Genomic DNA, 26032 nt, shown 5'->3' with positions numbered 1-26032 from the left:
GCGTGCCTTGCCTTTCCCTCGGTCTACCGTCGGGCCGGAAAGGCGAAAATTATGATTTCGTGCAGCAACGGTTAGGCTGATCCTAAATCGGCAGGGGACAGGGTGGATTAGGCTCGGCCACAGCAATGGATCGGGAAACGCTTGTTTCGCCCCACAGACGAGCGGCCATAACCGTCCCGGACCAACCGGAGGAGCTGCACATGACCGGACCCCATCCCGAGACGCTGGCGCTTCTGGCGCGCCTGATCGCCTTTCCGACCGTCAGCGCCGAAAGCAACCTGGCCTTGGTCGATTTTGCCGAGCATCATCTGCGGCAGGCGGGGTTCACCACGCATCGCCTGGCTTCGCCGGACGGGACGAAGGCGGGGCTCATGGCCCGGCTGGGCGAGGGGCAGGGCGGGGTGATGCTCTCGGCCCATAGCGATGTCGTTCCGGTCGCGGGGCAGGATTGGAGTCGGCCCCCGTTCCGGCTGACGCGGGAAGGGGCCAATCTTTACGGGCGGGGCACGACCGACATGAAGGGCTTTCTGGCCGCAATGCTGTCATCGGCCAGCCGCGCCGGCAAGACGGGGCTGGCGCGGCCGCTCATGCTGGCGATCTCCTATGACGAGGAGCTGGGCTGCACCGGCATCCGCCACATGCTGCCCGGCATCGAGGCCCTGGGCTGGCAGCCTGCATTCTGCATCGTGGGCGAGCCGACCGGAATGCGGCCGGCCATCGGGCACAAGGGCAAGGCCGCGCTGGTCGCGACCTGCCACGGCACGGCCGGGCATTCCTCGCTGGCGCCGCGCCATGTCAACGCGCTGCATCTCGCGGCCGAATTCGTCGCCGCGCTGCGCCGCATCCAGTCGGATTACGCCGGGTCGGCGCTTGCGGATGACGCTTACGGCATTCCCTATTCCACCGTCCATGCCGGCAGGATGCAGGGCGGCACGGCGCTGAACATCGTCCCGGACCGGGCCGTCGTCGAATTCGAGTTCCGCCACCTGCCAGGCGATGCGCTGCCCGATTTTCAACGCCGGCTGCGGGCCGAGGTCCAGGCTATCCTTGCGCAATTCCCCGACCCGGCGGCCGATATCCGCATCGCGACGACGAACACCTATCCGGGACTGGACATCGTGCCAGACCACCCGGCGGTGGAGGAGGTCGCCCGGCTTTGCGGCCATCCGCAGCGCATCAAGGTCACCTATGGCACCGAGGCCGGATATTTCCTGTCGCTGGGGATACCGACGGTGGTTTGCGGGCCGGGCGACATGGAGGCGCAAGGCCACAAGCCCGACGAGTTCCTGACCGCGCAGCAGCTTGCGGCCTGCGACCGGATGCTGGACGGGGTGCTGGCCAGGCTTCGGGCGTGATGCGGGCCGGCTCCGGCCCGGCGCGACAAGGGGCTTAGGATTCGCCGAAGCAAAGTTGCGGAAAACTTTAATTTACGAGACGCCGCCGTTTCGGATGATTGGGACACGCAACGAACAGGGGTGGTTGGCCGACAATTTGACGCCGCGGGCCGGGTTAAGGCCATGCCGGCGCAGCTCTGCCGTCGGGACAGCCGCAGACAAGACCTAGGGAGCCAGAGTTGAACCAAGCTACCGCAGCCGCCCGGCTCAGGACGGGCGCGGCCGTCGCCGGCGACGCGTTCGTCGCCTTTGAGCGCGTCCAGAAAAGCTACGACGGGGAAACCCTCGTGGTGAATGATCTGAACCTGGCCATCGCCAAGGGCGAATTCCTGACGCTGCTGGGGCCTTCGGGATCCGGCAAGACCACCAGCCTGATGATGCTGGCGGGGTTCGAGACCGCCACCTCGGGCGAGATCCGGCTTGCCGGGCGGCCGATCAACTCGGTGCCGCCGCACCGGCGCGGCATCGGCATGGTGTTCCAGAACTACGCGCTGTTCCCGCATATGAGCGTGGGCGAGAACCTGGCCTTTCCGCTGAAGGTGCGCGGGCTCGGCAAGGCCGAGCGCGAGGCCAGGATCATGCGGGCGCTGGACATGGTGCAGATGGGCCATTTCGCAAACCGCCGCCCGGCGCAGCTTTCCGGCGGCCAGCAGCAGCGCATCGCGCTGGCCCGCGCGCTGGTCTTCGATCCCGAGCTGGTGCTGATGGATGAGCCGTTGGGTGCGCTCGACAAGCAACTGCGCGAGCATATGCAATACGAGATCAAGCGGCTGCACGACCAGATCGGCATCACCGTCGTCTATGTCACCCATGACCAGGGCGAGGCGCTGACCATGTCCGACCGGGTGGCGGTGTTCAACGACGGGCGGATCCAGCAGCTCGCGCCGCCGGCCGAGCTGTATGAGCGGCCGCAGAACAGCTTCGTCGCGCAATTCATCGGCGAAAACAACACGCTGTCGGGAACCATCGAGGATTTCGACGGCACCAGAGCGACGGTGAGGCTGGCGACAGGAGAGCTGATCGACGCCACCCCGGTGAACATCCGCGCGCGCGGGCAGAAGACGCTGGTCTCGATCCGCCCCGAGCGGGTGGAGTTCAAGCCCGAGATGATGCCGCCCGGCGCGCACCGGATCCCTGCCCAGGTGCTCGAGGTGATCTATATGGGCGACGTGCTTCGCATCCGCATGCAGGTCGCGGGCACCAGCGACTTCGTGATGAAGTGCCGCAACGCGCTGGGGCAGCGCAAGCTGCCCCCCGGCGAGACCATCGAGATCGGCTGGCATCCCGAGGATGCGCGCGCCCTCGATCCGATCTGAAGCCGACCCTCGGCCTTGAACGACCACAGACCAGTCCGGAAGAGCCGCGAGAGGCGGCCACCGGCCAGAAATTCAACAGGGAGTCCCAACGATGAAGAAAATGCTGATCCTGACCACCGCGCTTGCCGCGGCCGCATCCGCCGCCCATGCCGATATCACGGTCATCAGCTGGGGCGGCGCCTGCGAGAAATCGCAGGTCGAGGCCTATAACCGGCCTTTCACCGCTCAGACCGGCATCGCCGTCAAGATGCTTGCCGCCGACAACCCGGCCGCGCCGATCAAGTCGATGGTGGAATCGAACAACGTCGGCGTCGATGTCGCCGACGTGGAATATACCGATGCGATCCGGCTTTGCGACGACGGGCTGCTGGAGGAGATCGACCCGGCCATCCTGCCGCCCGCCCCGGACGGCACGCCCGCGACCGAGGATTTCCTGCCGGGGGCGCTTACCGATTGCGCGGTCGGCTCGATGGTGTTCTCGACCGTCTACGGCTATGACGTGACCAAGTTCCCGGACGAGAAGCCGAGCACGATCGCCGACTTCTTCGACACCGAGAAATTCCCCGGCAAGCGCGGAATGCGCAAGAGCGCCCGCGCCAACCTGGAAATGGCGCTGATGGCCGAAGGCGTGCCCGCGGCAGAGGTCTATGACGTGCTTGCCACGCCCGAAGGCCTGGACCGCGCCTTTGCCAAGCTCGACACCATCAAGAGAAACGTGGTCTGGTGGGAGGCCGGCGCCCAGCCGCCGCAGCTGCTGGCCGATGGCGAGGTGGTGATGACCACCGCCTATAACGGCCGCCTGTTCACGGCCGTGGTCACCGAGAACAAGCCCTTTGCCATGGTCTGGGACGGGCAGGTCTATGAATATGAGCTGTTCGTGATCCCGAAGGGCGCGCCGAACAAGGACGCGGCGCTGGAATACATCAAGTTCGCCACCGACACCCAGCGCCTTGCCGATCAGACGAAATGGATCAGCTACGGCCCGGCCCGCAAGTCCTCGCTGTCGCTGGTCGGGCTCTACGAGGACGGCAAGACCGAGATGGCGCCGCACATGCCTACGGCAGAGGCCAATCTCGCCAATGCCTTGCGTTCCTCCTACGAGTTCTGGGTCGACCGCGACATCGAGATCAACGAGCGGTTCAGCACCTGGCTTGCGGAGTGAACCGGGGCCGCCGGCCCCGACGGCCGGCGCAGGGCTTCATCGCCCGGAACAAGGGATGCGGCGCGGGTCTCGCGCCGCCCCGTTTGACGCGAAGCAGAGGCAGCAATATGGCAGATATCTCGGCAAATGACGCGGCGCTCGTTCCTGCGGGGCCGCGGCAAGCGGGTCTTACCACATCGGACGGTCGTCCGTTGAAGTCTGCGCTTGCGCGGAGTTCGCGTCGTGCGCGTCGGCGGGCGTTCCTGCTGGTGCTGCCGCTCCTGCTGTTCATCCTGATCACCTTCGTGGTGCCGATCGGGCAGATGCTGCAGCGCTCGGTCAAGAACGACGGCTTCTCGGCCAACATGCCGCAGCTCTCGGCCTGGTTCCACGACAACCCCCGCGGCACCGAACCCGACGATGCCGCCTGGGCGGCGCTGGCCGCCGACCTGACCGCCGCCGCCCAGGCGCGCACCGTCGGCGTCGTCGGCACCCGCATCAACTACGACATGCCGGGCACGCGCTCGCTGTTCACCTCGGCCGGGCGCCAGGCCCGCGGCGGCATCGAGCCGCCCTATCGCGAAGCCATCCTCGAGATGGACGCGAAATGGGGCGATCCCAGGCTGTGGTCGGTGATGCGCGAGGCCTCCTCGCCCTATACCAGCAACTTCTACCTGGCGGCGGTCGACCGCACCCGCGACGACCAGGGCGAGGTGGTTGCCGCCCCGGCGCAGCAGCAGATCTATGTCAAGCTGTTCATGCGCACCTTCTGGCTGTCGCTGGTCATCACCTTCACCACCTTCCTTCTGGGCTTTCCGGTCGCGCATCTGCTGGCGACGCTGCCGATGCGGCAGTCGAACCTGTTGATGATCCTGGTGCTGCTGCCGTTCTGGACCTCGCTGCTGGTCAGGACCACGGCCTGGATCGTGCTGCTGCAGCAGCAGGGCGTGGTCAACGACGTGCTGGTCTGGCTGGGGGTGATCGGCAACACCCAGCGGCTGCAGATGATCTTCAACCAGACCGGCACGATCATCGCCATGACCCATATCCTGCTGCCCTTCATGATCCTGCCGCTCTATTCGGTGATGCGCACGATCAATCCCAGCTATGTGCGCGCCGCGCGCAGCCTGGGGGCGACCAGCTGGACCGCCTTCCGCCGGATCTATTTCCCGCAGACCCTGCCGGGGCTGGGGGCGGGGGCGCTCCTGGTGTTCATCCTGGCGGTGGGCTACTACATCACCCCCGCGCTGGTCGGCGGCTCGTCGGGGCAGCTGATCTCGAACATGATCGCGATGCACATGACGCAGACGCTGAACTGGTCCATGGCGGCCGCGCTGGCGGCGCTGCTTCTGGGCGGGGTCCTGATCCTCTACTGGGTCTACGACCGGCTCGTCGGCATCGACAATCTGAAACTGGGGTAATCGCCATGGCGCTTCCGACTTACGCATCGCCCTTGGAGAAGGTCTGGCACTACGCCTATCTGGTGATCTGCGGCGCGATCTTCTTCTTCCTGATCGCGCCCATCGTGGTGGTGATCCCGCTGAGCTTCAACGCCGAGCCCTATTTCACCTTCACCGACCGGATGCTGTCCTTCGACCCCGAGGGCTATTCGCTGCGCTGGTACGACAGCCTGCTGACCTTCGGCATGGCGCGGCCGGACGCGCCGCGCGACCTGAGCTGGTGGGCGGATGCCTGGCAGAACGCGAAATGGGTGAATGCGGCGAAAAGCTCGATCATCATCGGCTTTTTCTCGACCATCCTGGCCACGGTGCTGGGCACGCTGGCGGCGCTGGGTCTGTCGCGGCCCGAGATGCCCTGGCGCCGGGCGATCATGGCCATGCTGATCTCGCCGATGATCGTGCCGATCATCATCACCGCGACGGGGATGTTCTTCTTCTACTCGAACCCCTGCGAGCCGCTGAGCTGGATCGGGCTGGACCCGGAATGCGGCCGGCTGGCGGGCACCTACCTGGGGGTGATCCTGGCCCATGCCACGCTGGGCATTCCCTTCGTCATCATCACGGTGACGGCGACGCTGATCGGCTTCGACCAGTCGCTGAACCGGGCGGCGGCGAGCCTGGGGGCGAACCCGCGCACGACCTTCTTCCGCATCACCATGCCCTTGATCCTGCCCGGCGTGATCTCGGGGGCGCTGTTTGCCTTCGTGACCTCCTTCGACGAGGTGGTGGCGGTGCTGTTCATCGCCGGGCCGGACCAGCAGACCATACCGCGGCAGATGTGGAACGGCATCCGCGAGCAGATCTCGCCCGCCATCCTCGCCGTCGCCACGCTGCTGGTCATCTTCTCCATCGCGCTCCTCACCACCGTCGAGCTCCTGCGCAGGCGCTCGGAACGGCTCAGGGGGCTGACCCCAAGGTGAGGGCGGTTCACACATCAGACAGCCTGAGAGGAGAAACCATGTCGCATGTCGTCGTCATCGGTGCGGGCCAGGCCGGGGCCGCCCTGGCCGCCAAGCTGCGCGCGCTGAAATTCGAGGGGGAGATCACGGTGATCGGCGACGAGCCCGCGCCCCCCTATCAGCGGCCGCCGCTGTCCAAGGCCTATCTGCTGGGCGAGATGGAGGAGGAGCGGCTTTGGCTGCGGTCCGCCGATTTCTGGGCCGAAAACCGGATCACCCTGAAACTGGGGCAGCCGGTGACGGCCCTCGACCCCGCGGCGCGAAGCGTGACGGTCGGGGACGAGGTGCTGGTCTATGACGAACTGGCCTTGACCACCGGCTCGGTTCCCCGCCGCCTGCCGGCCGAGATGGGCGGGACGCTTGGCGGGGTCCATACCGTTCGCACCCTGGCCGATATCGACGCCATCCGCGCCAGCTTCGCCCCCGGCCGCCGGCTGGTGGTGATCGGCGGTGGCTATATCGGGCTGGAGGCCGCTGCGGTCGGGCGCAAGCTGGGGCTGGAGGTCACGGTGGTCGAGATGGCGCCGCGCATCCTGCAACGCGTGGCCGCGCCCGAGACCTCGGCCTATTTCCGCAAGCTGCATGCCGGCCATGGCGCGGCCATCATGGAGGGCATGGCCGTCGACCGCTTGCTGGGCGAAGGCCATGTGACCGCCGTGCGCCTGACGGATGGCAGGGAGCTGCCGGCGGATTTCGTCATCGTCGGGGTCGGCATCGTCCCCGCCACCGCCCTGGCCCAGGCGGCGGGGATCGCGCTGGACAACGGCATCCGCACCGATGCGCAGGGGCGCACCTCGGCACCGCATGTCTGGGCGGCGGGGGATTGCGCCTCGTTTCCGCTGAACGGTGTCCAGATGCGGCTGGAATCGGTCGGCAACGCCATCGACCAGGCCGAACTCGTCGCCGCGAACATCATGGGCGCGGACAGGGATTACCTGCCCAAGCCCTGGTTCTGGTCGGATCAATACGATTGCAAGCTGCAGATCGCCGGCCTGAACGTGGGTTACGACCGGGTGGTCACGCGCCCCGGCGACGGGGAAGCGGTCAGCATCTGGTATTACTCGGGCGAGCGGCTGCTGGCGGTCGATGCCATGAACGACCCGCGCGCCTTCATGGTGGGCAAGCGGCTGATCGAATCGGGCCGGACCGCAGTCCCCGATCTGGTGGCCGATGTGGCCACCGATCTGAAGACGCTGATGCGGTAGGCCAGCCCGTCCGGCAATCTCCTTGCGTCAGGCTGTCGCCTCGTGGCGCGCCGCAAAGAACGCGACCGCATGGTCCGTGAAGCGCCGGGCGATGAGCCCGCGATGCACGCCCTCGCGTGAGGCGAGCACGATGCGCAGGGGCTGCAGATCATCCTCGATCTCCAGGGTCTTCACCGCGCCGCCGTCATAGGTGGTCGCGGAAGGCGGGCGCATCACCAGCAAGGTGAAGCCGAAGCCCGACGCCACTGCGCTGCGCACCGACTCGAGCGAGGTGGAGACATAGGAGATCGGCGGGTTGATGCCGCTTTCCGCCAGCAGATCCTCGAAATATCGGCGGCTGCCGGGACCGTCGAGCATGACATAGGGCTCATCCGCAAGCGTGGCCAGGCGCACGGAGCCTTGGCCCGCCAGCGGATGATCGGCGGCAACGACCACCATCGGCCGCAACTCCGCCAGTTCCACGAAGGCCAACCCATCCGGCATGCTGCCCCGGTCATAGGTCAGCGCCAGGTCGATCGACCCATCCCGCACCGCATCGGCCAGATCGGCCAGCGCCATCTCTTGCTGCCGGACGATCACGCCGGGGGTCGCGTCGTTGAAGCTGCGAATCAGGCCGGCGGCGTAGAAGGGCGACAGCGTCCAGAACACGCCCAGCCGAATCTCTCCGGCAGCCTCGGCAGCCAGCGCGGTGGCCTCGCGCTCGACCTGCCGCGCCTGTTCTTCCAGGCGCATGACATGCTGAAGGAACAGCCGGCCCTGGAGCGTCAGCGTGAGCCCGCGCGCGTGGTGCCGCTCGAACAGCACCAGGCCGGTCACATCCTCGAGCTTGTCCAGCGCCTGTGCCACCGAGGGCTGCGAGATGTTGAGCACGCGCGCCGCCTGGGCGATGCCGCCCTGCTCGGCGACGGCGCGGAAGTAGGCGCATTGGCGTAGGGTGAAACGAACCATATAAAAGCTGGCTTAAACCTCGGATATTCGAGTTTTGATATTCCTTGGAAAAAGGTCAAGCTGATTTCCGACCGGCGGCCCGCTTGGCCGGCTGCCAGGACTTTTCCCCATGCGAAGACAAGGAGCACCCTTATGTCACTAGCCCAGCCCGTTTCCGAATTGCTCGAGGCCGTCAACCGCCCGCTCGAAGACGCCCATGCGATGCCGCCCGCCGTCTATACGAGCCCCGATTTCCTGGCTTGCGAACTCGAAAGCATCTTCTCGCGGGAATGGATCTGCGTCGGCCGGTCGAGCGGGCTGCCCAATGTCGGTGACTATCTGACCTATGATCTGGCCGGCCAGCCCATCGTGGTGCTGCGCGGCAAGGACGGACAGATCCGCGCCTTCTCGAATGTCTGCCTGCACCGCATGTCCACGCTGGTCGAGGGTTGCGGCAACAAGCGCCTGCTGGTCTGCCCCTACCATGCCTGGACCTATGATCTGGACGGCAAGCTGCGCGGCGCGCCGTTCATGACCAGGACCACCGGCTTCTGCAAGGAGGACTATGCCCTGCCGCAGATCCGCTGCGAGGAATGGCTCGGCTGGATCTACATCACGCTGGACAAGGATCGCCCCAGCCTCGCCCCGGCTCTGGCGCCGCTTGAAGAGCTGATCGCCCATTATGGGGTGGAGAACTATGTCGAGTGCTTCCGCGAAACCCATGTCTGGGACACCAACTGGAAGGTGCTCGCCGAGAATTTCATGGAGAGCTATCACCTGCCGGTCTGCCATGCCGCGACCGTGGGTGGCCATTCCAAGCTGGAGGAAATGGAATGCCCGCCGGGCCTGGAAGCCTTCAACTATCACTGGATCACCAAGGAAGCCTCGCTGCCGATGGGCAACGCGCATCCCGACAACACCCGGCTCGAGGGGCGCTGGCGCAAGACCACGGCGCTGATCACGCTTTATCCCAGCCATCTGATCACGCTGACCCCCGGCTATTTCTGGTATCTGTCGCTGCATCCCAAGGGCGCGGGGCAGGTGGCGATCGTCTTCGGCGGCGGCTTGGCCCCCGAATTCATGGCCGATCCGCGCGCCGAGGAATATGTCGCCACGCTCAAGGGCCTGCTGGACGAGGTCAATGCCGAGGATCGCGGCTGCACCGAGAAGGTATTCCGCGGCCTCAGCGCGAATGCGGCCCGGCCGGGGCACCTGTCCTATCTCGAGCGGCCGATCTACGACTTCATGCATTACATCGCCGAACGCACCGCGGGCTTCGACCGCTCTGCCGCCCTGGCCGCGGAGTAGGCCGATGACGACCGCGATTTCCGATATCCCGTCGATGAACGACAGGTTGCGCGTCGTCGCCGGCCTGCCGGAGCATGACGCGCAATGCCTGCCGGGCCGGTTCTATACCGATCCCGACTATTTCCGCCATGAGGTGGAGACGTTCCTGTCCAGGGAATGGCACTGCCTCGGCCGGGCCGACGAGATCCCCGGTCCGGGGGACTATTTCACCGGCCAGCTTTTCGACGAGACGCTGCTGGTGGTGCGCGGCGACGACGGCGCCGTGCGCGTGCTGTCCAATCTCTGCCGCCACCGCGGCATGCCGCTGGCCGAAGGGTCGGGCTCCACGCGCCGCTTCGTCTGCTCGTATCATGCCTGGAGCTACGGCCGCGCCGGCGAGCTGGTCAACGCCCCCAGGATGCGCGACAAGGGCGTCACCAGGGAAACCTGCAGCCTGCCGTCGTTTCCCTGCGAGGTCTGGAACGGCTTCATCTATGCCAACCTGGATCCCGAGGCCCGCCCGCTGGCGCCGCGCCTCGGCCAGCTCGGCGATCTGCTCGGCCACTATCGCACCGGGGAAATGCGGATCGTGCGCAGCTTCGAGGAGGAGTGGCGCACCAACTGGAAATGCCTGGTCGAGAACTTCATGGAAGCCTACCATCTTTCGGTGGTGCATCCCGAAACGCTGCATCCCTACACGCCGACCGGCCTGAGCCGGAAGTCGATGTCCGACGACAGCTTCACCTCCTATTGCGCCAACTATCCCGAGACCGCGGGATCGCGCGGCACGGGGGCACCGGGCCTTACCGAGGAGGAGCGGCGCCGCTCGACGCTGTTCTGCCTGTTCCCGACGCAGATCGCCAGCCAGGCGGCGACCTTGCTGGTCTCCTTCTCGATCCAGCCCCTGGCGGTCGATCGCATCCGGGTGCGGTGGACCATGTCCACCTGGGGCGACGAGCTCACGCAGGACGAGCTGGAGGACAGGATCGCGCTTTGGCATGAGGTCAATCGCGAGGATCGCGAGAAGCTGGAAAGGATGCAGCGAACCCTCGCGTCCCGCCACGCGCCTTCCGGCCCGCTGGCGCCGCGCGACTACGAGGGCACGATCTGGGACTTCTATCGCTATCTCGGCCGGCAGGTTCCCCCGGAAGAAACGCCCTTGCGCGCGGTCAGTGCCTATTGATGCTTCCCACGCCTTTGCGAATTCCACCCGGGCGCGGATGCGCGCCTGGCGAAATACACGGAGACCAACAGTGCCTCTCATAACCTGGCGTGATGCCGATGGCCGCGAAATCAGCGCGAATGTCGCCTCGGGAACCAACTTGATGAGGGCCGCGTGCGATGCGGGCGTGCCGGGCATCCATGGCGATTGCGGCGGCGCGCTTGCCTGCGCGACCTGCCATGTCGCAACCGATCCCGTTTGGGCGGAACGTCTCGGCCCGCCGGGCCCGCTCGAGGACGAGATGCTGGACATGGTCGACGGAGAGCGGACTCCGACGAGTCGGTTGAGTTGCCAGATCCTTGCCAGCGAGGAACTGGAGGGGCTCATCCTCATCGTGCCGCCCGCCCTGCTGTAGCACCAGCGGGCTGCGATGATCATCTCTGGAGTCGCTTCGATGGGACGATGCAGGATTGATCGCCGAACCTTCCATCGCGCTGGACGCGATCACGCATCGGCAATCGACGTTCACGCATCGGCACAGCGCCGGCATCGACCAGTTCAACGAGGTCATGGGCGCGATGCGCGGTTCGCCCGATCTGGTCGAATTGGGTAAGGACGGACACGGCGAAGATCGCCTCACCACCCGCGACATGATCGAGGCCGAACAGCGGCTCCATCGCGCGGCCGAGATGATGGCTTTGCTCGACGGCGCTGTTCCTGGAATGCGAGGCGGCGCTGAGCCGGGAGGAAACCCGGAAGGTGACGGGACACAGTCTGGAGGATGTCGCAGCGGTGATGGGCGCGCTTGCCGCCGTGTCCGAGGGCGTCGATATCTCGTTCAGAACGCGGCCGATGCTGTCCGATGTCGCGGAGAGAAGGGCAAGGCGGGCGGCGGTCTCAAGGTCGTCAAGAAGCTTGACGCCAGCGGCGAGCCGATCCGGGGCGACCGGGAAATCATTCCCGAGGAAGCCGAGGTCGCGTGCTACATCTTCCGCGAGTTCGCGTCGGCAAAAGCCCGACGACCATCGCTGTCGATCTGAACAAGAAGGGCATCCCCGGCCCGCTGGGCCGGGGATGGGGCGATACCAGTACTCGAGGCCACCGCAATCGTGGAACCGGCATCGTCAACAACGAGCTTTACGCGGGCGTTCTGGTCTGGAACCGGCTCCGCTTCGTCAAGGATCCCAGCACCGGCAAGCGGGTATCGCGCCCGAACCCGGAAGCCGCATGGATCAGAGCGCAGGTCCCGCATCTGCGGATCGTGAACGATGCGCTCTGGAACGCGGTGCGCGAATGCCAAAAGCAGATCGCGGAAATCTTCGGCCTGAATCCGGCCAGCACGCGTGGGAGGGGAGGGCGAGGCGGCTGCATCTGGCGAACCGGCCTGTCTCTCTCCTTTCCGGCCTGATGACCTGCGGATGCTGCGGCGGGAAGGTTGGGATCATCTTGTCCAATCGTCTCGGGCGCCTCAATCCTCATCGGCGCGGCACCTGCACCAACAACCGGGTTCCCATTTCCTTTTCGCGCCCCCGTGGCGATCCTGACGGCCTGCTTGATCTGCGGAAGCCGGGGGGCGTCTCGCGAATGTCGTGCTCAGCGGCGCCATCAAAGGGCAGCTCGACGTGGTGGCTATGGTCGGAATCGATACGCTGGATGTCGACGTTGACCTGATCACGCCCATAGCCGTCGAGACTGCGAATCTGATAGATGTGGGCGTAACCATTGAGACATGGAAAGTATGCTCGGCCGTGCCTTTGAAAGCTGTCTGAGGGCGGTTCTGTCGTTCGGTCAGGACGGTAGCGCCGATTCAGGGTCTTGAAGCCGGGATTTCGTTATGAGGTTGAAAGGGCTGGTCTAAGCAGCGCGTCTCGGGACGCGTCGTTCGGCCAATCGCAAGCATCGTGGGATGCGTGCCCGCGACCGCGACCTGCGCTAGAGCGCGTTGAACTAGGATAAACTCTTTCGGCGGCTGAGGCTGCAATCACCGGCGGCCCACCGACTCGCGCAAAATCAAATCGGGGCGGGATACTTCGCCGACGGGGTCGTCGCCCAGCTTGCCCTCGATCCGGTCGATCAGGATCTCGGCCAGCCGGCGCCCGGCCATTTCGACCGAAAGCTGCGTGGCCGTCAGCGCGGGGACGAAATCCGCCGCCGAGATCCCGCGCAGCTGGTCGTCATGGGCCACGACCGACAGGTCGCGGCCGATCTGCAGCCCCGCCTCGGCCGCGGCGCGATAGACCCCCTTCGCCAGGAAGATGGACCCGCAGATGATCGCCGTCGGCGGCTCGGGCAAGGACAAGAGCCGGGCGGCGCATGCCACCCCGTCCTCTTCCGTCATCGCGGTTTCCAGCACCAGATCCGGGTCGACGGGCTGACGGCGGCTGTCCATCGCGGCGCGATAGCCCGCGGCGCGGGCCGCGGCATAGCGAAACCGCCGATAGGAGTTCAGCGTCGCGATGCGGGTGTGCCCGTAGTCCAGCAACAGCTCGGCCAGCCGCCTGAAGATCTCGAAATTGTCCACGTCGACGTAGGAATAGGGAATGTCCACGTCGCTGCGGCCATGCACGACGAAGGGGATGCCGGTGTCGGCCAGCAACCGGATGCGCGGGTCATGGACCAGCGGCCGGGTGATGATCAGCCCGTCCACCATCCGCGATGTCGCCAGGCGGCGCAGCACCGAGGCTTCGTCGTCGCGAAACGGCGACAGCAGCAGGTTGTAGCCGCGTTCGGTCACGACGTCGCTGATCCCGCTGAGCACATCGACGAAATTCGTCTGGACCAGGCGCAGGCGTTCGAGCGGAAAGACCAGCCCGATCGCCTCGGTCCGGCCGATGGCCAGGCCCCGTGCCCGCGCGTTCGGGGCATAGCCCATGCGCTTGGCGGCCTGTGCCACGCGCTCGCGCGTGGCGGCGGGGATCGAGGGGTGGTTCCGCAAGGCGCGGCTGACCGTCGATTGCGACAGGCCCAGTTCGTCCGCCACCGCCTTCAGGCCGATGCCCTGTCCCTGATTCGGGCGATCATTGGCCATGTGGTTCCCTTCGCTTGCGCAACGCGACTTTATGAAAATAAGGATATTTGCTGAATTTTTCGGGGTCAATCCCCGGTCGACCTCGGCAGTTTACACAAGCGCTTGCGCATGCTATGCAAGCGCTTGCGTAACCTCGGGAGGAGACCCATGACCCGCATCGCCCTGACCGGCCGCGCAAGGCTGCGCCTTGCCGCCGCCCTTGCCTGCGCCACCGCGCTTGGCCCGACCCTCGCTTCGGCGGATGTCGAGATCGAATATTGGCAATATGTCTTTGACGCCCGCGTGAAGGCGATGGACACGCTGATCGACGCGTTCGAGGCCGAGAACCCCGGCATCACCGTGAAGCAGGTGACATTCCCCTATGCCGACTACCAGACCCGCGTGGTTGCGGCCCATGCCGCCGGCAAGGGCCCCGACGTGGTGCAGCTTTTTTATGGCTGGATCGACAATTTCGTCGATGGCGGCATCCTGCAGCCGCTGCCCGGGGACGCCTTTCCCGCAAGCGCGATCGAGGCGGAGTTCTTTCCGATCGTCGGCGCGATGAAGCGCAACGAGCAATATTACGCGCTGCCGACGGCGGTGCGGACCATGGCGCTGTTCTACAACAAGAAGCTGTTCGCCGAAGCCGGCGTGACCGAGCCGCCGAAGACGCTGGACGAACTGGTCGAGGTCGCGAAAAAGACCGCCAGGCATGACAATGGCGGCAACCTGGTCCAGGCCGGGATCGCGCTGGACATCGCCCGGCAGGACCATCACTGGTGGCGCACGATCCTGACCGCGCAATATGGCGGCGCACCCTATTCCGACGACGGCACCACCGTTACCTATGACAGCGAGGCCGGGCTGAAGGCGCTGGACTATTACCTGGCGCTGCAGACCCAGCACAAGGTCGGCAAGGAAGGCTTCATGGACGAGGGCCAGGCCGCCTTCCGCGCCGGACTGGCGGCGATGGTGGTGGACGGAACCTTCCGCCTGGCCAGCTATGGCACCATCGGCAGCTTCGAATGGGGCGTGGCCGAGCTGCCGGCGGCGGCGGACGGCACCCGCGCCAACTATGCCAGCTATTTCGCCAATGGCATCGGCGCCTCGGCCTCGGGCGAGGAACTCGAGGCGGCCAAGAAGTTCCTGGCCTATATCTCGTCGCCCGCCGCCATGGAGCTTTGGCAGAAGGAGGTGGGCGAGCTGCCCGCCCGCAAGGACGTCGCCATGACCGAGGCGAACCTGGCCGATCCCGTCTTCGGCCCCTTCATCCGGGCGCTGGACTATTCGCAGACCACCCGTTTCGTGGACGAGGCCGCGCAGCGCCAGATCGCCATCGACATGGTGAACCGGGCGCTGCTGCAAGGCCAGAGCCCGGCGGATTCTGTGGCCGAGGCCGCCAAGGCGGAACAGGCCCTGCTGGACAAGCATTTCGCGAAATGACCCGCCGGCCCCGGCCGAAGGGCCGGGGATCTTGCGTGGCTTCAAGCATCGAGGACCATGTTATGACACCATCCGACCATTCCGGCGGAGGGACGGGTTCCCTGCGCCTGTGGGACAGGCTGTCGGTCACGACCAAGCAGATCGTCTGGGCATGGCTTTTCCTTGCCGTCCCGATCCTGTTCTTCGGCGTCGTCCGCTTCTATCCCACCCTGCAAGCCTTCTGGCTGTCCCTGACCGACTGGGACCTGCTGAACGAGGCGAATTTCATCGGCCTCGACAATTACCGCAAGATGCTGGCCGACCCGCTGTTCTGGCAGGTCTTCCGCAACACCTTCGCCTATCTGCTGATCGGCACGCCCATCAGCATCGCGATATCGTTCGTGATCGCCTATTACCTCGACCGCGTGCGCTTCCTGCATGGCGCGATCCGGGCGCTGTATTTCCTGCCCTTCCTGACCACTGCCGCGGCGATGGCCTGGGTCTGGCGGCTGTTCTACCAGCCGCCGCCCATCGGCATCATCAACGGCTTCATCGGCATGCTGGGCTTCGAGGCGCAGCCCTTCCTGCGCTCGACCGAACAGGCGCTGCCGGCGATCATGGTCACGGCGATCTGGGCGGGCCTGGGCTTCCAGATCATCATCTTCCTGGCCGGGCTGCGCGCCATCCCGACGACCTATTACGAGGCCGCGCGCGTGGACGGGCTGGGCGAGTTCACCATCCTGCACCGGATCACCCTGCCGCTGCTGAAGCCGACCACGGTGTTCCTGGTCGTGTTCTCGTCCATCGGATTTTTGCGGATCTTCGACCAGGTCTACAACATGACCAGCAACGATCCGGGCGGGCCGCTGAACTCGACCAAGCCGCTGGTGCTGATGATCTACCAGACCGCCTTCTCGTCATACCAGATGGGCTACGCCGCGGCGCAGACCGTCGTCCTGTTCACCATCCTGCTGGTCATCACCATGATCCAGCTCTGGATCCTGCGGAGCCGTTGAGATGAGCCGATCCGCAACCGCCCCTGTCCCGCGCAGCATCCGCCCCGGCGCGATCATCGCCTGGACCTGCCTGTTCATCGGCGGGGTCATCATGATCACGCCGCTGTTCTTCATGTTCTCGACCTCGCTGAAATCGGCGGGCGAGGTCTTCGACCTGCGCCTGGTCCCGGCCAACCCGACGCTGCAGAACTATGTCCGCGTGCTGTCGGACGGCCGCTTCCTCGGCTGGTTCCTGAACTCGACCCTGATCGCGGTGATCACCACGGTCTCGTGCCTGTTCTTCGACAGCCTGGTCGCCTACACGCTGGCCAAGTTCCGCTTCCCGGGCCGCAAGCTGGTTTTCCTGGCGATCCTGTCCACGCTGATGATCCCGACCGAGATGCTGGTCATCCCGTGGTATCTGATGTCGAGCGGCCTGGGCTGGACCGACACCTATTGGGGGATCATGTTCCCCGGCCTGATGACCGCCTTCGGCGTCTTCCTGATGCGCCAGTTCTTCGAAACCGTGCCCGACGATTTCCTCGAGGCGGCGCGGATCGACGGGCTGAACGAATTCACCATCTGGTGGCGCATCGCCATGCCGCTGGTGACGCCGGCGCTGTCGGCCCTGGCGATCTTCACCTTCCTCGGCAACTGGACGGCCTTCTTCTGGCCGCTGATCGTCACCACCGACCGCGACCTCTATACGCTGCCGGTCGGGCTTTCCAGCTTCGCGGTCGAGCAGTCGATCCAGTGGGAGATGATCATGACCGGGGCGGCGCTGTCGACCATCCCGACCCTGCTGATCTTCCTGTTCTTCCAACGCTATATCGTCCGCGGCGTCATGCTGGCCGGCGTGAAGGGCTGACCATGACCCATGTTTCCGACACCTTTCCCGATCCGGTCTATCGCGACACGGTGCTGGCGCCGCTGTTCGACGGCGCGCGCACGGGCCATGCCCATGCGCTGCGGCAGGTGGACAAGGCCCATCTGGTGATGCTGGCCGAGACCGGCATCCTGACGCCCGCGCAGGCGGGCGCCATCGCGGGCGGGCTGCGCGCCGTCTGGGCCGAGACCGACCCCGCCGCCATGCGCTATGGCGGCGATGTTGAGGATTTCTTCTTCGCCATGGAAAAGGCGCTGAAGGCCAGGATCGGCCCCGACCTGGGCGGGCGGCTGCACACCGCGCGGTCGCGCAACGACATCGACCACACGCTGTTCCGGCTGGCCCTGAAGCCCAGGGTCGAGGCGGCGCTGGCCGAGGGCCGCGCGGCGCTGGCCCAGCTTCTGGCCACCGCCGGGCGCGAGGCCGAGACCCTGATCGTCGCCTATACCCACGGCCAGCCGGCGCAGCCGACCACGCTGGGCCATTACCTGGCCGCCGTGGCCGAGGTGATGCTGCGCGACCTGGCCCGGCTGGAGGCGGCGCTGGAAATCGTCGACCGCTGCCCCCTGGGCGCGGCGGCGATCACCACCACCGGCTTTCCGACCGACCGCCATCGCGTGGCGCAGCTCCTGGGCTTCGCGGCGCCCCTGCGGAACTCCTATGGCTGCATCGCGACGGTGGACTACATCTCGGCGACCTATTCGGCGCTGTCGCTTCTGTTCCTGCACCTGGGCCGCCCGGTCCAGGACCTGCAATTCTGGAGCAGCTTCGAGGTGGGGCAGATCCGCCTGCCCGGCGGGCTGGTGCAGATCTCCTCGATCATGCCGCAAAAGCGCAACCCGGTCGCCATCGAGCATCTGCGCCACCTGGCCAGCCAGACCTGGGCGCGCAGCAATGCGGTCCTGGACATCCTGCACAACACCCCCTTCACCGACATGAACGACAGCGAGGGCGAGACGCAGGACTTAGGCCACCAGGCCTTCGACGCCGCGCTGCGCAGCCTGCGCCTGTTCGGCCGGGTGATGGCGGCATTGCAGGTCGATGGTGCCCGCGTGGCCCGCAACCTGCGCCTGTCCTGCGCCACCGTGACCGAGCTTGCCGACATGCTGGTGCGCGAGGCGGGCCTGTCCTTCCGCGCCGCGCATGAGATCGCCTCGGAGGTTGCGGGCGCGGTCGTTGCGGCGGGCGAGGATCTGTCCTCGGGCGGCTATCCGCATTTCCGCCGCGCCTATCAGGCCGCGACCGGCCAGGCGCCCGAGATGGACGCCGCGGCCTTCGCCCAGGCGACGTCTGCCGCGCATTTCGTCGCCCTGCGCGACCGTTTCGGCGGCCCCGCCCCGGCGGCGCTGCAACCGGCGCTGGCGGGCTACGGGGCGGAATTGCAGGCCCTGGAAAACCGGGCCGCGGCCCGCGCGGCGCAAGACCGCGCGGCGGCTGAAGCCCTTGAACAATCCTTCAATCAGCTCTCGGGAGGAGCATGATGGCGAGCATTACCCTCGACAAGATCGTCAAGACCTACGGCGCCTCGACCGCCGTCCACGGCATCGACCTGCAGATCGCCGACGGCGAATTCGTGGTGCTGGTCGGCCCTTCGGGCTGCGGCAAGTCCACCACGCTGCGCATGATCGCCGGGCTGGAAAGCATCTCGGGCGGCACGCTGAAGATCGGCGCGCGCGTGGTGAACCAGATGGAGCCCAAGCAGCGCAACATCGCCATGGTGTTCCAGAACTATGCCATCTACCCGCATATGACGGTGCATCAGAACATCGGCTTCGGGCTTTACACCGCGAAACTGTCCAGGGCGGAAAAGGACGCCCGCGTGCAGGAGGTGGGCAGGATCCTGGGCCTGTCCCACCTGCTTGAGCGCCGTCCCGCCGCGCTGTCGGGCGGCCAGCGCCAGCGCGTCGCCATCGGCCGCGCCATGGTGCGCGACCCGCAGGCGTTCCTGTTCGACGAGCCGCTGTCGAACCTCGACGCCCAGCTGCGCGGCCAGATGCGGCTGGAGATCAAGCAGCTGCACCAGCGCCTCGGCAGCACCATCGTCTTCGTGACCCACGACCAGGTCGAGGCCATGTCGATGGCCGACCGCATCGTGGTCATGCGCGAGGGCCGCATCCTGCAGGTCGGCGCGCCGATGGAGCTTTACAACCGCCCCGCCGACATGTTCACCGCCCGTTTCATCGGCAGCCCCGAGATGAACATGCTGGATGCGGAGCTGTCCGGCGACGGCCTCGGCTTCGGCGCCAATGCGGGCCGGGTCGCGCTGGTCCCGGATGCGCTGCCGCCGGGGCTGCGCCAGGCGTCCTCGCCGCGCGTCGCCGTCGGTATCCGCCCGCAGGATCTGGCGCCGCTTAATGCCGGGGCGACCGGCGCGGCGCTGGTGCTGCACGGCACGGTCCGCGTGGCCGAGCCGCATGGGTCCGAGACCTTCGTGCATCTCGACCTGCCCTCGGGCAGCGTGATCGCGCGGGCCCCGGCGGCGGCGACCTATCGGCCGGGCGACGCGGCCAGCTTCAAGGCGGATCGGGACAGTATCCGCTATTTCGACCGCGAGACCGAAAGGCTGGTCGCCTGAGGCCGGGTTTCGGTTTGATAGCCATCAGGCGGTGATGATCGCCTGATGGTGCCAAAGGCCCGGCGCATCGAGGGCATGCCCGAGCATTTGCTTGCCGCGACGTGGTGATGCCGCCCCGTGATGGCGGGGCGGCGCGGTGCTTATCCAAGCAGCTTGAGGATCGCCGGCACGCTGAGAACGGCGGCGTAGTAGCCCATGAACTGCACCCCGGTATTCATCCCCAGCACGCGATAGAGCAGCCCGCCGACCAGGCCCACCGTCAGGATGACCAGCAGCGCGATCACGCCGCCCTCCCATAGGCCGATCACCAGGATAAGTCCGACGAAGGTGGCGATGATGGCTTCGTGGCTGATGCGCTTGGCGACGAAGGCGGCGGCGCTGCGGGCATGGTTCATGGCGAAGGGATAGGCGATCAGTGTCGCGATCACCACCGAGACCAGGCCCCAGATCAGGAACTCCGGGACCGACATCAGCGTATGCAGGTTGTTGACCACGCCCGTCTCGGAATTGACGGTGAAGCGCGGCGGCGCGTTGAACAGCGGCGCGGCAGGGCCGGCGGCCACCGGGCTGAGCGGCAGGCCGAATGCGATCAGCGGGATGAGCGCCTCGGCGATATAGGTCGATTCCGTCACGCCGTTGCGCACCGCCAGAACCGAGGTCAGCCGGTGATAGGCGTGCTTGATGCGCGCGCCGACGATTTCGCCGGCGATGACGGTCATCGCCACCGGGCTGAAGACGAAGGTTCCGCTGGTGATCGCTGCGGCGGTCGCCGTCGCCCGCACCTGGCTGCGATCCAGGACCCGGAACGGGTTCGGGAAGTATCCGCCCCAGCCCTTCACGTCGGGGGCCAGCGTCGTTTCGCGCGGCTCGCTGCGGTTCATGCGCTTGCGTTCCAGCGGCGAGGCCGCGGAGATGAGTTCCGCGACAAGCGGGCCGATCGCGATGCCCAGGAAATAGCTGACACCCAGCTTGACCTCGTGCGCGCCGGTGAAGCTTTGCAGCGCGACGATGAGCAGGGTGAACGGCACAAGCGCGATGACCGAAGCCCAGCGGCCGGCCGAGAAATAGGCGATCAGCACCGAGGCCACGATGAAGAGCCACGGGGCCGAGGCGGTGATATAGGTGCCGAAGGGGGCCAGGATGACCGCGAAGAGCACGGCAAGCGGCACGGCGATGAAGGCCGAGATGACCGAGCCGGCCAGCATCTTGCGCAAGGCGATATGCGGGGCGCCCAGGTTGCGCAGGGCCGAGGCCTGCTGCAACAGGGGCAGCGCCATCGTGTCGCCGGGAATACCAAGCAGCGCGGTCGGGACCGCATGGGTCATGTGCTTCGAGATGGCGGCGCACATCCAGAAGGTGAACACCCCCGCCGGCGGTGCGCCCAGCAGAACGACCAGCAAGGTCACGGGCGCGATGGTGGTGGTCTCGTCCGTCCCCGAGATTAGGCCGATGGCCGAGAACAGCACCGCGCCAAGCAGCCCCAGTCCCAGGGCGACCAGGATATCGTAAAGCAAGGGGTCCATCTCAGCCGGCCTCCCGGTTGCGCGCGCGGTCTTGCTCATAGTCCTGGAAGACGGAATAAAGCCCGACCTCCCGCATTTCCTGCGCGACGGCGGGCGGCAGATCCTCGACGCTGCCGATGGCACCGCCCTCGATCGCGATCTGGTCGAGGACTTCGGTCTGCCAGATGGCGCCCGGCGCGATCTGTTCGACCACCCGGCGCTTGGGCTGGAAAAGGCGGGCGCAGATCGCCCCGCCCAGGATGCAGCCGATGATCCCTGCCAGCATGGCTAGCGCCTTGCCGATGGCCGGCGTGCTGGCCAGGGGCGCGATGGTGGCCAGGGCTACGGCATAGACGGCCAGGCTGACGACCGCGCCGATCAGAATGGCCTTGCCAAGCTGGGGCCGCGAAACGACATCGCCCCAGATCTCGGCAAGCTGCCCGTCCGGCCCCGAAGCGGGCGCCGGGGTTGGATTGTTCATGATGTCCTCCCAGATACGAACCCCCGGCGAGGTGTCATCCCCGCCGGTGTTGGATGTTCAGCCCTTGCGGATCTCCGCCAGGATTTCCTCGGCGCGCGCCGCGCGCACATCGTGGTCGGCCGCCAGGCGACGGGCGACGATGTCGATCTCCTCGCCGGTCGCGCCGGCGCCGATGGCGATATTGCGCGCATGCAGCGCCATGTGGCCGCGCTGGATGCCCTCGGTCGCCAGCGCCCGCAAAGCCGCCATGTTCTGTGCCAGCCCCACGGCGACCGTCACCTCGGCCAGTTCGACGGCCGAGCCGACGTTCAGGATCTTCAGCGCCGCCTGCGCAGAGGGATGGGTCTTGGTCGCCCCCCCGACCAGGCCAAGCGCCATCGGCATCTCGATGGTCCCGACCAGGGTTCCCCTGGTGCTGATTTCCCAGGTCGTCAGCGAGGTATAACGCCCCCCGCGCGCGGCATAGGCATGCGCCCCGGCCTCGATGGCGCGCCAGTCGTTCCCGATGGCCACGACCACGGGGTCGATGCCGTTCATGATGCCCTTGTTGTGGGTGGCGGCGCGATAGGGATCGACGGCGGCGAATTCATAGGCGTCGACGATGCCTTCCATCATGCGGCGTCCCGAGAAATCCTTGGTGGCAAGCGCCTCTTCGGTCACTTCAAGCCGGGCGCGGGCGATGCGCAGGTCGGCGAGGTTCGACAGAATGCGCAGCCGCACCTCGCCGCCGGCGACCCGCTCGACGATCGGCGCGATGGCCTCGGCCATGGTGTTGACGGTGTTTGCCCCCATGGCGTCGCGCACGTCGACCAGAAGGTGCAGGACCACCATCGCCCCGCGTGAGGTCTTGGGGAAGACATGCACCTCGATGTCGCGGCAACCGCCGCCGAACTTGACCAGGACGGGGTCTTTCGCGTTCGCGGCCGCAATGATCTCGTCGCGCGCGGCAAGGATCGCCAGCCGTGCGCCGAAGGGATCGGTCGTGCCGACCAGTTGCACCTGCGCCCGCATCACCGGGGCCGTGGACGAGGTCTGGAACCCGCCGCAATGGCGCACGATCCGCGCCATGTAGGAGGCGGCCGCGACGACCGAAGGCTCTTCGACCGCCATCGGGACCAGGTATTCGCGGCCGTTGACCAGGAAGTTCGTGGCCACGCCCAGGGGCAGTTGGAACGTGCCGATCACGTTCTCGATCATGCCGTTCGCACGCTCGACCGGCAGGGCGTCGGCCGAGGCCAGGGCCGCGCGCGCCTGCTCGTCCAGCCCACTCGCGGCCGCCACCTTCTCCAGCCGCTCGGCGGGCAAGAGATTGCGCATGTTTTCAATCCGCGACGTTGCGGTTTGTTTCATTCCGGTCGTCAAGGGATCCTCCCAAATTCACGGCAGATTGCGCAGGCTGGGCTTGCGCTGGCCATAAACTGTCTTAACATTCATAATGTCATCAAGGGACAGTTGCCGATTTTATGGCCGGGACTGTCCCAGTAAAACTTCCGGGACGGGACCATGAGCAGGGTGGACGCTATCGTCGCGCAGATCAGCGGGCAGATCGCCTCGGGCTTCTATCGTGCCGGGCAGAAGCTGCCATCGGTGCGTGGCGGCGCCGGGCAGTTCGGCGTCTCGAAGAACACCATGGCCGAGGCTTACGACCGTCTGGTGGCGCAGGGACTGGCGGTCGCCCGACAGGGATCGGGCTATTTCATCACCGGCAATCGTCCCCCTCCCGCGCCTCGACTTCGCCCGGATGTGACCGAGGCGACCAGCATCGTCTCGCTTTTGCGCGAACAGCTCGACCAGCATTACGAGACCCGCCCCGGCGACGGGCGTCCACCCGCCACATGGACCGAAGTCGCCGAGATGCGTCGCATCCTGCGTGCCGGACGGCGCAGCGACGGGGCGATCGACTTCGGCTATGGCAGTTCCTGGGGGCTTGGCGCGCTAAGGGATTGGCTGCGCATGTCGCTTGCGGAACGCTCGATCCTGACCGAGCCGGACGGCATCATGCTGACCAGCGGCGTGAACCACGGGCTGGACCTGATCATCCGCCAGCTGCTTGAGCCCGGCGACACGGTGTTCGTGGACAGCCCCGGTTATTATCCCCTGTTCGCCAAGCTGCGCCTGGCCAAGGTCACGGTCGTCCCCGTGCGCCGGATCGAAGACGGGCCCGACCTGGACGATCTTCGGGACAAGCTTGCCGACCATCGTCCCAAGGTTTTCTTCACCCAAAGCCAGGCGCATAATCCGACCGGCGGGACATTGTCGCCGGCCACGGCCTTCGGCCTGCTGCAACTGGCCGACTTGCACGACTTCCGCATCGTCGAGGACGATATCTTTGCCGACCTGCTTGCGCCGACCCTGCCCAGGCTTGCCGCCTTCGGTCGGCAAGAGCGCGTGCTTTATGTCGGCTCGTTTTCCAAGACGCTGTCGGCCAGCCTGCGCTGCGGCTATATCGCGGGCTCGCCGGATCTGGTCCGCGGTCTCGTCGACCTGAAGATGATCACGACCGTCGCCACCTCGGCGCATGTCGAACGGCTGGTGACGGACATGATCGAGAGCGGGCAGTATATCAAGCATTTGCGCCGGCTGCGAACCCGAATGCAGGAGGGGGCGAAGGCGACGGTCCAGGCGTTGTCCGAGGTCGGGCTGGATGTGAGCCTGCCGCGGGTGCAAGGCTTCTACCTTTGGGTCCCCCTTCCCGAGACGCTGGACGAAGCCGCCTTTTGCCGCCGTGCGGCCGCGGCAGACATCTTCATCGCCCCGGCCAGCGTCTTCCATACCGAGCGGGATGCCTGCAGAAGGCCCGCCATGCGGGTCAACGTGGCTTATGGGGCTGATCCACGTTTCTGCGCCTTCCTGCGTCGTGAACTCAAATCTGACTGAAAGAGGCATTTCATGACACTATCCGCACCGTCGAGGTCGGTCCTCGCGACGGTTTGCAGAACGAGGCGCGGCCCCTTGGCGTTGATGACCGCGTGGCCATGATCGAGGGCCTGATTTCCGCGGGTCTGACCACCATCGAAGCCGGCAGCTTCGTTTCGCCGAAATGGGTGCCGCAGATGGCCGGCTCGGCCGAGGTGCTGGCGCGCCTGCCACGTCGCCCCGGCCTGACATATCCGATGCTGGTGCCGAACCCCAAGGGCCGGGAAGCGGCGCTGGCTGCCGGTGCCGAGGAAATCGCGATCTTCGCCTCGGCATCCGAGAGCTTTTCGCAAAGGAACATCAACTGTTCCATCGACGAAAGCTTCCAGCGGTTTGCGCCGGTGATGGACGGGGCGCGTGCGGCAGGGGTGCGCGTGCGCGGCTATGTCTCCTGCGCGCTGGGTTGCCCATACGAGGGCAAGGTAGCCCTTTCCGCCGTTCTCGGCGCCTGTATGATCTCGGCTGCTATGAGCTGTCCCTGAGCGACACCATCGGCATCGGCACGCCTAGCGTCGCCCAGGTCGGGCCGAAGAGCAGGATGAAGACCAGAAGGCCGAAGGCGAGGATCAGGTTCCAGCGCGACATGAACTGGATGCCGCGCTCGAGCCCGGTGATGGCCGAGATGGTGTAGATCGTCACCAGCAGCAGGATCAGTGTGCTTTGCGTGGCGAAGCTGTCGGGCAGGCCGAACAGCGCGTTCAGGCCATAGGACAGCTGCAGGCCCAGGAAGCCGATGGGTCCGACCGTGCCGGCCACCACGGCGATCACGCAGCAGGAATCCGCCACGGTGCCGATCCAGCCGTGGATCGCGCGCTCGCCGAAGACCGGATAAAGCAGGGTGCGCGGCGCCAGCGGCAGGCCCTTGTCGTAACGGTAATGCATCAGCATCACCGTGGTCAGCGATCCCAGGATCGCCCAGGCCAGGAAGCCCCAATGCAGATAGGCCTGCGCCAGTCCGATGGTGGCGAGCGATTGCGGATCGGCGTCCGGCCCGGCGAAATAGGGTGGGGTCGAGATGAAATGCGCGATCGGCTCTCCTGCCGCCCAGAACACGCCGCCGCCGGCAAGCAGCGTGGTCATGATCATGGCCGCCCATTGGAAGGTGGTGAGTTCCGGCTTGTCGAGCCCGCCCAGCTTGACGCCGCTGCCCGGCATGAACAGCAGCACGATGCTGATCGCCAGCGTCGCGAACAGCAGGATCTGCCAGTAAAGGCCGAACAGCCGGGCCGAGACGGCGAAGCCCCAGTCGATCATCGCGCTGAGCCGCGCCAGATCGGCGACGGCCAGCAGGCAGAACAGCAGGATGAAGCCTGCCGTGATGCCCAGAAGCGGCAGGTTGACCCGGCGCCAGGTGCCGGAGATCCCCCGCGGAATGTCGAGATTGCTCATGTCCTTCC

The 26032-nt window shown here is 66.3% G+C and carries 24 protein-coding genes; 18 read left to right on the top strand and 6 right to left on the bottom strand.

Features of this window, described 5'->3' with window-relative positions; all coding sequences use genetic code 11:
- Positions 1-200: 200 nt before the first annotated feature.
- The 6 genes from argE to KF941_RS06300 all read left to right on the top strand — a co-directional run bounded on the left by argE (position 201) and on the right by KF941_RS06300 (position 7475).
- On the top strand, positions 201-1355 hold the full coding sequence (gene argE / locus KF941_RS06325) for an acetylornithine deacetylase (RefSeq protein WP_214272838.1): 1155 nt from the start codon (positions 201-203) through the stop codon (positions 1353-1355).
- Between the two features lie 218 nt (positions 1356-1573).
- The gene (locus KF941_RS06320) at positions 1574-2710 is read left to right on the top strand and encodes an ABC transporter ATP-binding protein (RefSeq protein WP_214272837.1); all 1137 of its coding nucleotides are present in this window, start codon (positions 1574-1576) and stop codon (positions 2708-2710) included.
- Between the two features lie 91 nt (positions 2711-2801).
- The gene (locus KF941_RS06315; protein ID WP_214272836.1) at positions 2802-3872 is read left to right on the top strand and encodes an ABC transporter substrate-binding protein; all 1071 of its coding nucleotides are present in this window, start codon (positions 2802-2804) and stop codon (positions 3870-3872) included.
- A gap of 107 nt (positions 3873-3979) precedes the next feature.
- A complete protein-coding gene (locus KF941_RS06310) occupies positions 3980-5272 on the top strand; it encodes an ABC transporter permease (RefSeq protein WP_214272835.1) in 1293 nt (430 codons plus the stop codon).
- Between the two features lie 5 nt (positions 5273-5277).
- Complete coding sequence (locus KF941_RS06305; protein WP_116222912.1) at positions 5278-6231, top strand: ABC transporter permease; 954 nt, start codon at positions 5278-5280, stop codon at positions 6229-6231.
- Positions 6232-6269: 38 nt separating this feature from the next.
- Positions 6270-7475, top strand: coding sequence for an FAD-dependent oxidoreductase (locus KF941_RS06300; RefSeq protein ID WP_214272834.1), 1206 nt, complete (start codon positions 6270-6272; stop codon positions 7473-7475).
- A gap of 27 nt (positions 7476-7502) precedes the next feature.
- Here KF941_RS06300 and KF941_RS06295 read toward each other — a convergent pair whose 3' ends face one another.
- The gene (locus tag KF941_RS06295) at positions 7503-8423 is read right to left on the bottom strand and encodes a LysR family transcriptional regulator (protein ID WP_214272833.1); all 921 of its coding nucleotides are present in this window, start codon (positions 8421-8423) and stop codon (positions 7503-7505) included.
- A gap of 132 nt (positions 8424-8555) precedes the next feature.
- On the opposite strand from KF941_RS06295, the gene KF941_RS06290 reads away from it, so the two are divergent.
- Genes KF941_RS06290 through KF941_RS27885 form a run of 5 tightly spaced genes read left to right on the top strand, consistent with a single transcriptional unit; the run spans position 8556 to position 12259 of the window.
- Entirely contained in the window at positions 8556-9710 is a 1155-nt protein-coding gene (locus tag KF941_RS06290) for an SRPBCC family protein (protein ID WP_114536304.1), read from the top strand.
- 4 nt (positions 9711-9714) lie between these two features.
- Positions 9715-10872, top strand: a complete 1158-nt coding sequence (locus KF941_RS06285; protein ID WP_240540249.1) for an aromatic ring-hydroxylating dioxygenase subunit alpha — start codon at positions 9715-9717, stop codon at positions 10870-10872.
- 37 nt (positions 10873-10909) lie between these two features.
- A complete protein-coding gene (locus tag KF941_RS06280; RefSeq protein WP_214272832.1) occupies positions 10910-11266 on the top strand; it encodes a 2Fe-2S iron-sulfur cluster-binding protein in 357 nt (118 codons plus the stop codon).
- 55 nt (positions 11267-11321) lie between these two features.
- Positions 11322-11891: a hypothetical protein gene (locus KF941_RS27890; protein WP_240540248.1), complete on the top strand. Its 570-nt coding sequence runs from the start codon at positions 11322-11324 to the stop codon at positions 11889-11891.
- Positions 11831-12259, top strand: a complete 429-nt coding sequence (locus KF941_RS27885; protein WP_346428968.1) for a recombinase family protein — start codon at positions 11831-11833, stop codon at positions 12257-12259. Before KF941_RS27890 ends, KF941_RS27885 begins: the two co-directional genes overlap by 61 nt.
- A gap of 573 nt (positions 12260-12832) precedes the next feature.
- Here the strand turns inward: KF941_RS27885 and KF941_RS06265 are convergent.
- Positions 12833-13879: a substrate-binding domain-containing protein gene (locus KF941_RS06265; protein WP_214272831.1), complete on the bottom strand. Its 1047-nt coding sequence runs from the start codon at positions 13877-13879 to the stop codon at positions 12833-12835.
- 147 nt (positions 13880-14026) lie between these two features.
- On the opposite strand from KF941_RS06265, the gene KF941_RS06260 reads away from it, so the two are divergent.
- From KF941_RS06260 to ugpC, 5 genes are all read left to right on the top strand, one after another.
- Positions 14027-15301, top strand: coding sequence for an extracellular solute-binding protein (locus KF941_RS06260; protein WP_114536307.1), 1275 nt, complete (start codon positions 14027-14029; stop codon positions 15299-15301).
- 62 nt (positions 15302-15363) lie between these two features.
- On the top strand, positions 15364-16296 hold the full coding sequence (locus KF941_RS06255) for a sugar ABC transporter permease (RefSeq protein WP_036758345.1): 933 nt from the start codon (positions 15364-15366) through the stop codon (positions 16294-16296).
- A 1-nt stretch (position 16297) separates the two neighbouring features.
- Positions 16298-17143 carry a carbohydrate ABC transporter permease gene (locus tag KF941_RS06250; RefSeq protein ID WP_214272830.1) on the top strand — a complete coding sequence of 282 codons (846 nt, stop codon included), beginning with the start codon at positions 16298-16300 and terminating at the stop codon, positions 17141-17143.
- A 2-nt stretch (positions 17144-17145) separates the two neighbouring features.
- On the top strand, positions 17146-18642 hold the full coding sequence (gene argH / locus KF941_RS06245; RefSeq protein ID WP_214272829.1) for an argininosuccinate lyase: 1497 nt from the start codon (positions 17146-17148) through the stop codon (positions 18640-18642).
- On the top strand, positions 18642-19736 hold the full coding sequence (gene ugpC / locus KF941_RS06240) for a sn-glycerol-3-phosphate ABC transporter ATP-binding protein UgpC (protein WP_214273663.1): 1095 nt from the start codon (positions 18642-18644) through the stop codon (positions 19734-19736). Before argH ends, ugpC begins: the two co-directional genes overlap by 1 nt.
- A gap of 140 nt (positions 19737-19876) precedes the next feature.
- Here the strand turns inward: ugpC and KF941_RS06235 are convergent, their stop codons facing one another.
- From KF941_RS06235 to KF941_RS06225, 3 genes are read right to left on the bottom strand one after another with little or no spacing between them, the layout of a single operon-like run.
- The gene (locus KF941_RS06235) at positions 19877-21259 is read right to left on the bottom strand and encodes a tripartite tricarboxylate transporter permease (RefSeq protein WP_114536310.1); all 1383 of its coding nucleotides are present in this window, start codon (positions 21257-21259) and stop codon (positions 19877-19879) included.
- 1 nt (position 21260) lies between these two features.
- Entirely contained in the window at positions 21261-21719 is a 459-nt protein-coding gene (locus KF941_RS06230) for a hypothetical protein (RefSeq protein WP_036758353.1), read from the bottom strand.
- Between the two features lie 57 nt (positions 21720-21776).
- On the bottom strand, positions 21777-23069 hold the full coding sequence (locus tag KF941_RS06225; RefSeq protein WP_214272828.1) for a hydroxymethylglutaryl-CoA reductase, degradative: 1293 nt from the start codon (positions 23067-23069) through the stop codon (positions 21777-21779).
- Positions 23070-23222: 153 nt separating this feature from the next.
- Here KF941_RS06225 and KF941_RS06220 point away from each other — a divergent pair, with 153 nt between their 5' ends.
- Complete coding sequence (locus KF941_RS06220; protein WP_214272827.1) at positions 23223-24596, top strand: PLP-dependent aminotransferase family protein; 1374 nt, start codon at positions 23223-23225, stop codon at positions 24594-24596.
- A 53-nt stretch (positions 24597-24649) separates the two neighbouring features.
- Positions 24650-25117, top strand: a complete 468-nt coding sequence (locus KF941_RS06215; RefSeq protein WP_346428967.1) for a hypothetical protein — start codon at positions 24650-24652, stop codon at positions 25115-25117.
- On the opposite strand, the gene KF941_RS06210 is transcribed toward KF941_RS06215, so the two are convergent.
- Positions 25101-26024 carry a BCCT family transporter gene (locus KF941_RS06210; protein ID WP_214272826.1) on the bottom strand — a complete coding sequence of 308 codons (924 nt, stop codon included), beginning with the start codon at positions 26022-26024 and terminating at the stop codon, positions 25101-25103. The two genes, KF941_RS06215 and KF941_RS06210, sit on opposite strands and share 17 nt — an antisense overlap.
- Positions 26025-26032 lie beyond the last annotated feature (8 nt).

Source organism: Paracoccus sp. pheM1, from assembly GCF_018499825.1.
In the GTDB taxonomy this organism is placed as follows: Bacteria; Pseudomonadota; Alphaproteobacteria; order Rhodobacterales; family Rhodobacteraceae; genus Paracoccus; species Paracoccus versutus.
Note: the sequence above shows the minus strand (reverse complement) of the source record. Positions and strands in the feature narration are given on the sequence as shown.

What these genes read in the sequence shown, in the direction of transcription:
- ugpC (WP_214273663.1), top strand. Translation starts at nt 18,642, where the DNA reads ATGGCGAGCATTACCCTCGACAAGATCGTCAAGACCTACGGCGCCTCG.
- KF941_RS06265 (WP_214272831.1), bottom strand. Translation starts at nt 13,879, where the DNA reads ATGGCCAATGATCGCCCGAATCAGGGACAGGGCATCGGCCTGAAGGCG.
- argE (WP_214272838.1), top strand. Translation starts at nt 201, where the DNA reads ATGACCGGACCCCATCCCGAGACGCTGGCGCTTCTGGCGCGCCTGATC.
- KF941_RS06305 (WP_116222912.1), top strand. Translation starts at nt 5,278, where the DNA reads ATGGCGCTTCCGACTTACGCATCGCCCTTGGAGAAGGTCTGGCACTAC.
- KF941_RS06300 (WP_214272834.1), top strand. Translation starts at nt 6,270, where the DNA reads ATGTCGCATGTCGTCGTCATCGGTGCGGGCCAGGCCGGGGCCGCCCTG.
- KF941_RS06290 (WP_114536304.1), top strand. Translation starts at nt 8,556, where the DNA reads ATGTCACTAGCCCAGCCCGTTTCCGAATTGCTCGAGGCCGTCAACCGC.
- KF941_RS06230 (WP_036758353.1), bottom strand. Translation starts at nt 21,719, where the DNA reads ATGAACAATCCAACCCCGGCGCCCGCTTCGGGGCCGGACGGGCAGCTT.
- KF941_RS06225 (WP_214272828.1), bottom strand. Translation starts at nt 23,069, where the DNA reads ATGAAACAAACCGCAACGTCGCGGATTGAAAACATGCGCAATCTCTTG.
- KF941_RS06315 (WP_214272836.1), top strand. Translation starts at nt 2,802, where the DNA reads ATGAAGAAAATGCTGATCCTGACCACCGCGCTTGCCGCGGCCGCATCC.
- KF941_RS06260 (WP_114536307.1), top strand. Translation starts at nt 14,027, where the DNA reads ATGACCCGCATCGCCCTGACCGGCCGCGCAAGGCTGCGCCTTGCCGCC.
- KF941_RS06280 (WP_214272832.1), top strand. Translation starts at nt 10,910, where the DNA reads ATGCGCGCCTGGCGAAATACACGGAGACCAACAGTGCCTCTCATAACC.
- KF941_RS06235 (WP_114536310.1), bottom strand. Translation starts at nt 21,259, where the DNA reads ATGGACCCCTTGCTTTACGATATCCTGGTCGCCCTGGGACTGGGGCTG.
- KF941_RS06295 (WP_214272833.1), bottom strand. Translation starts at nt 8,423, where the DNA reads ATGGTTCGTTTCACCCTACGCCAATGCGCCTACTTCCGCGCCGTCGCC.
- KF941_RS06220 (WP_214272827.1), top strand. Translation starts at nt 23,223, where the DNA reads ATGAGCAGGGTGGACGCTATCGTCGCGCAGATCAGCGGGCAGATCGCC.
- KF941_RS06255 (WP_036758345.1), top strand. Translation starts at nt 15,364, where the DNA reads ATGACACCATCCGACCATTCCGGCGGAGGGACGGGTTCCCTGCGCCTG.
- argH (WP_214272829.1), top strand. Translation starts at nt 17,146, where the DNA reads ATGACCCATGTTTCCGACACCTTTCCCGATCCGGTCTATCGCGACACG.
- KF941_RS06310 (WP_214272835.1), top strand. Translation starts at nt 3,980, where the DNA reads ATGGCAGATATCTCGGCAAATGACGCGGCGCTCGTTCCTGCGGGGCCG.
- KF941_RS06250 (WP_214272830.1), top strand. Translation starts at nt 16,298, where the DNA reads ATGAGCCGATCCGCAACCGCCCCTGTCCCGCGCAGCATCCGCCCCGGC.
- KF941_RS06210 (WP_214272826.1), bottom strand. Translation starts at nt 26,024, where the DNA reads ATGAGCAATCTCGACATTCCGCGGGGGATCTCCGGCACCTGGCGCCGG.
- KF941_RS06285 (WP_240540249.1), top strand. Translation starts at nt 9,715, where the DNA reads ATGACGACCGCGATTTCCGATATCCCGTCGATGAACGACAGGTTGCGC.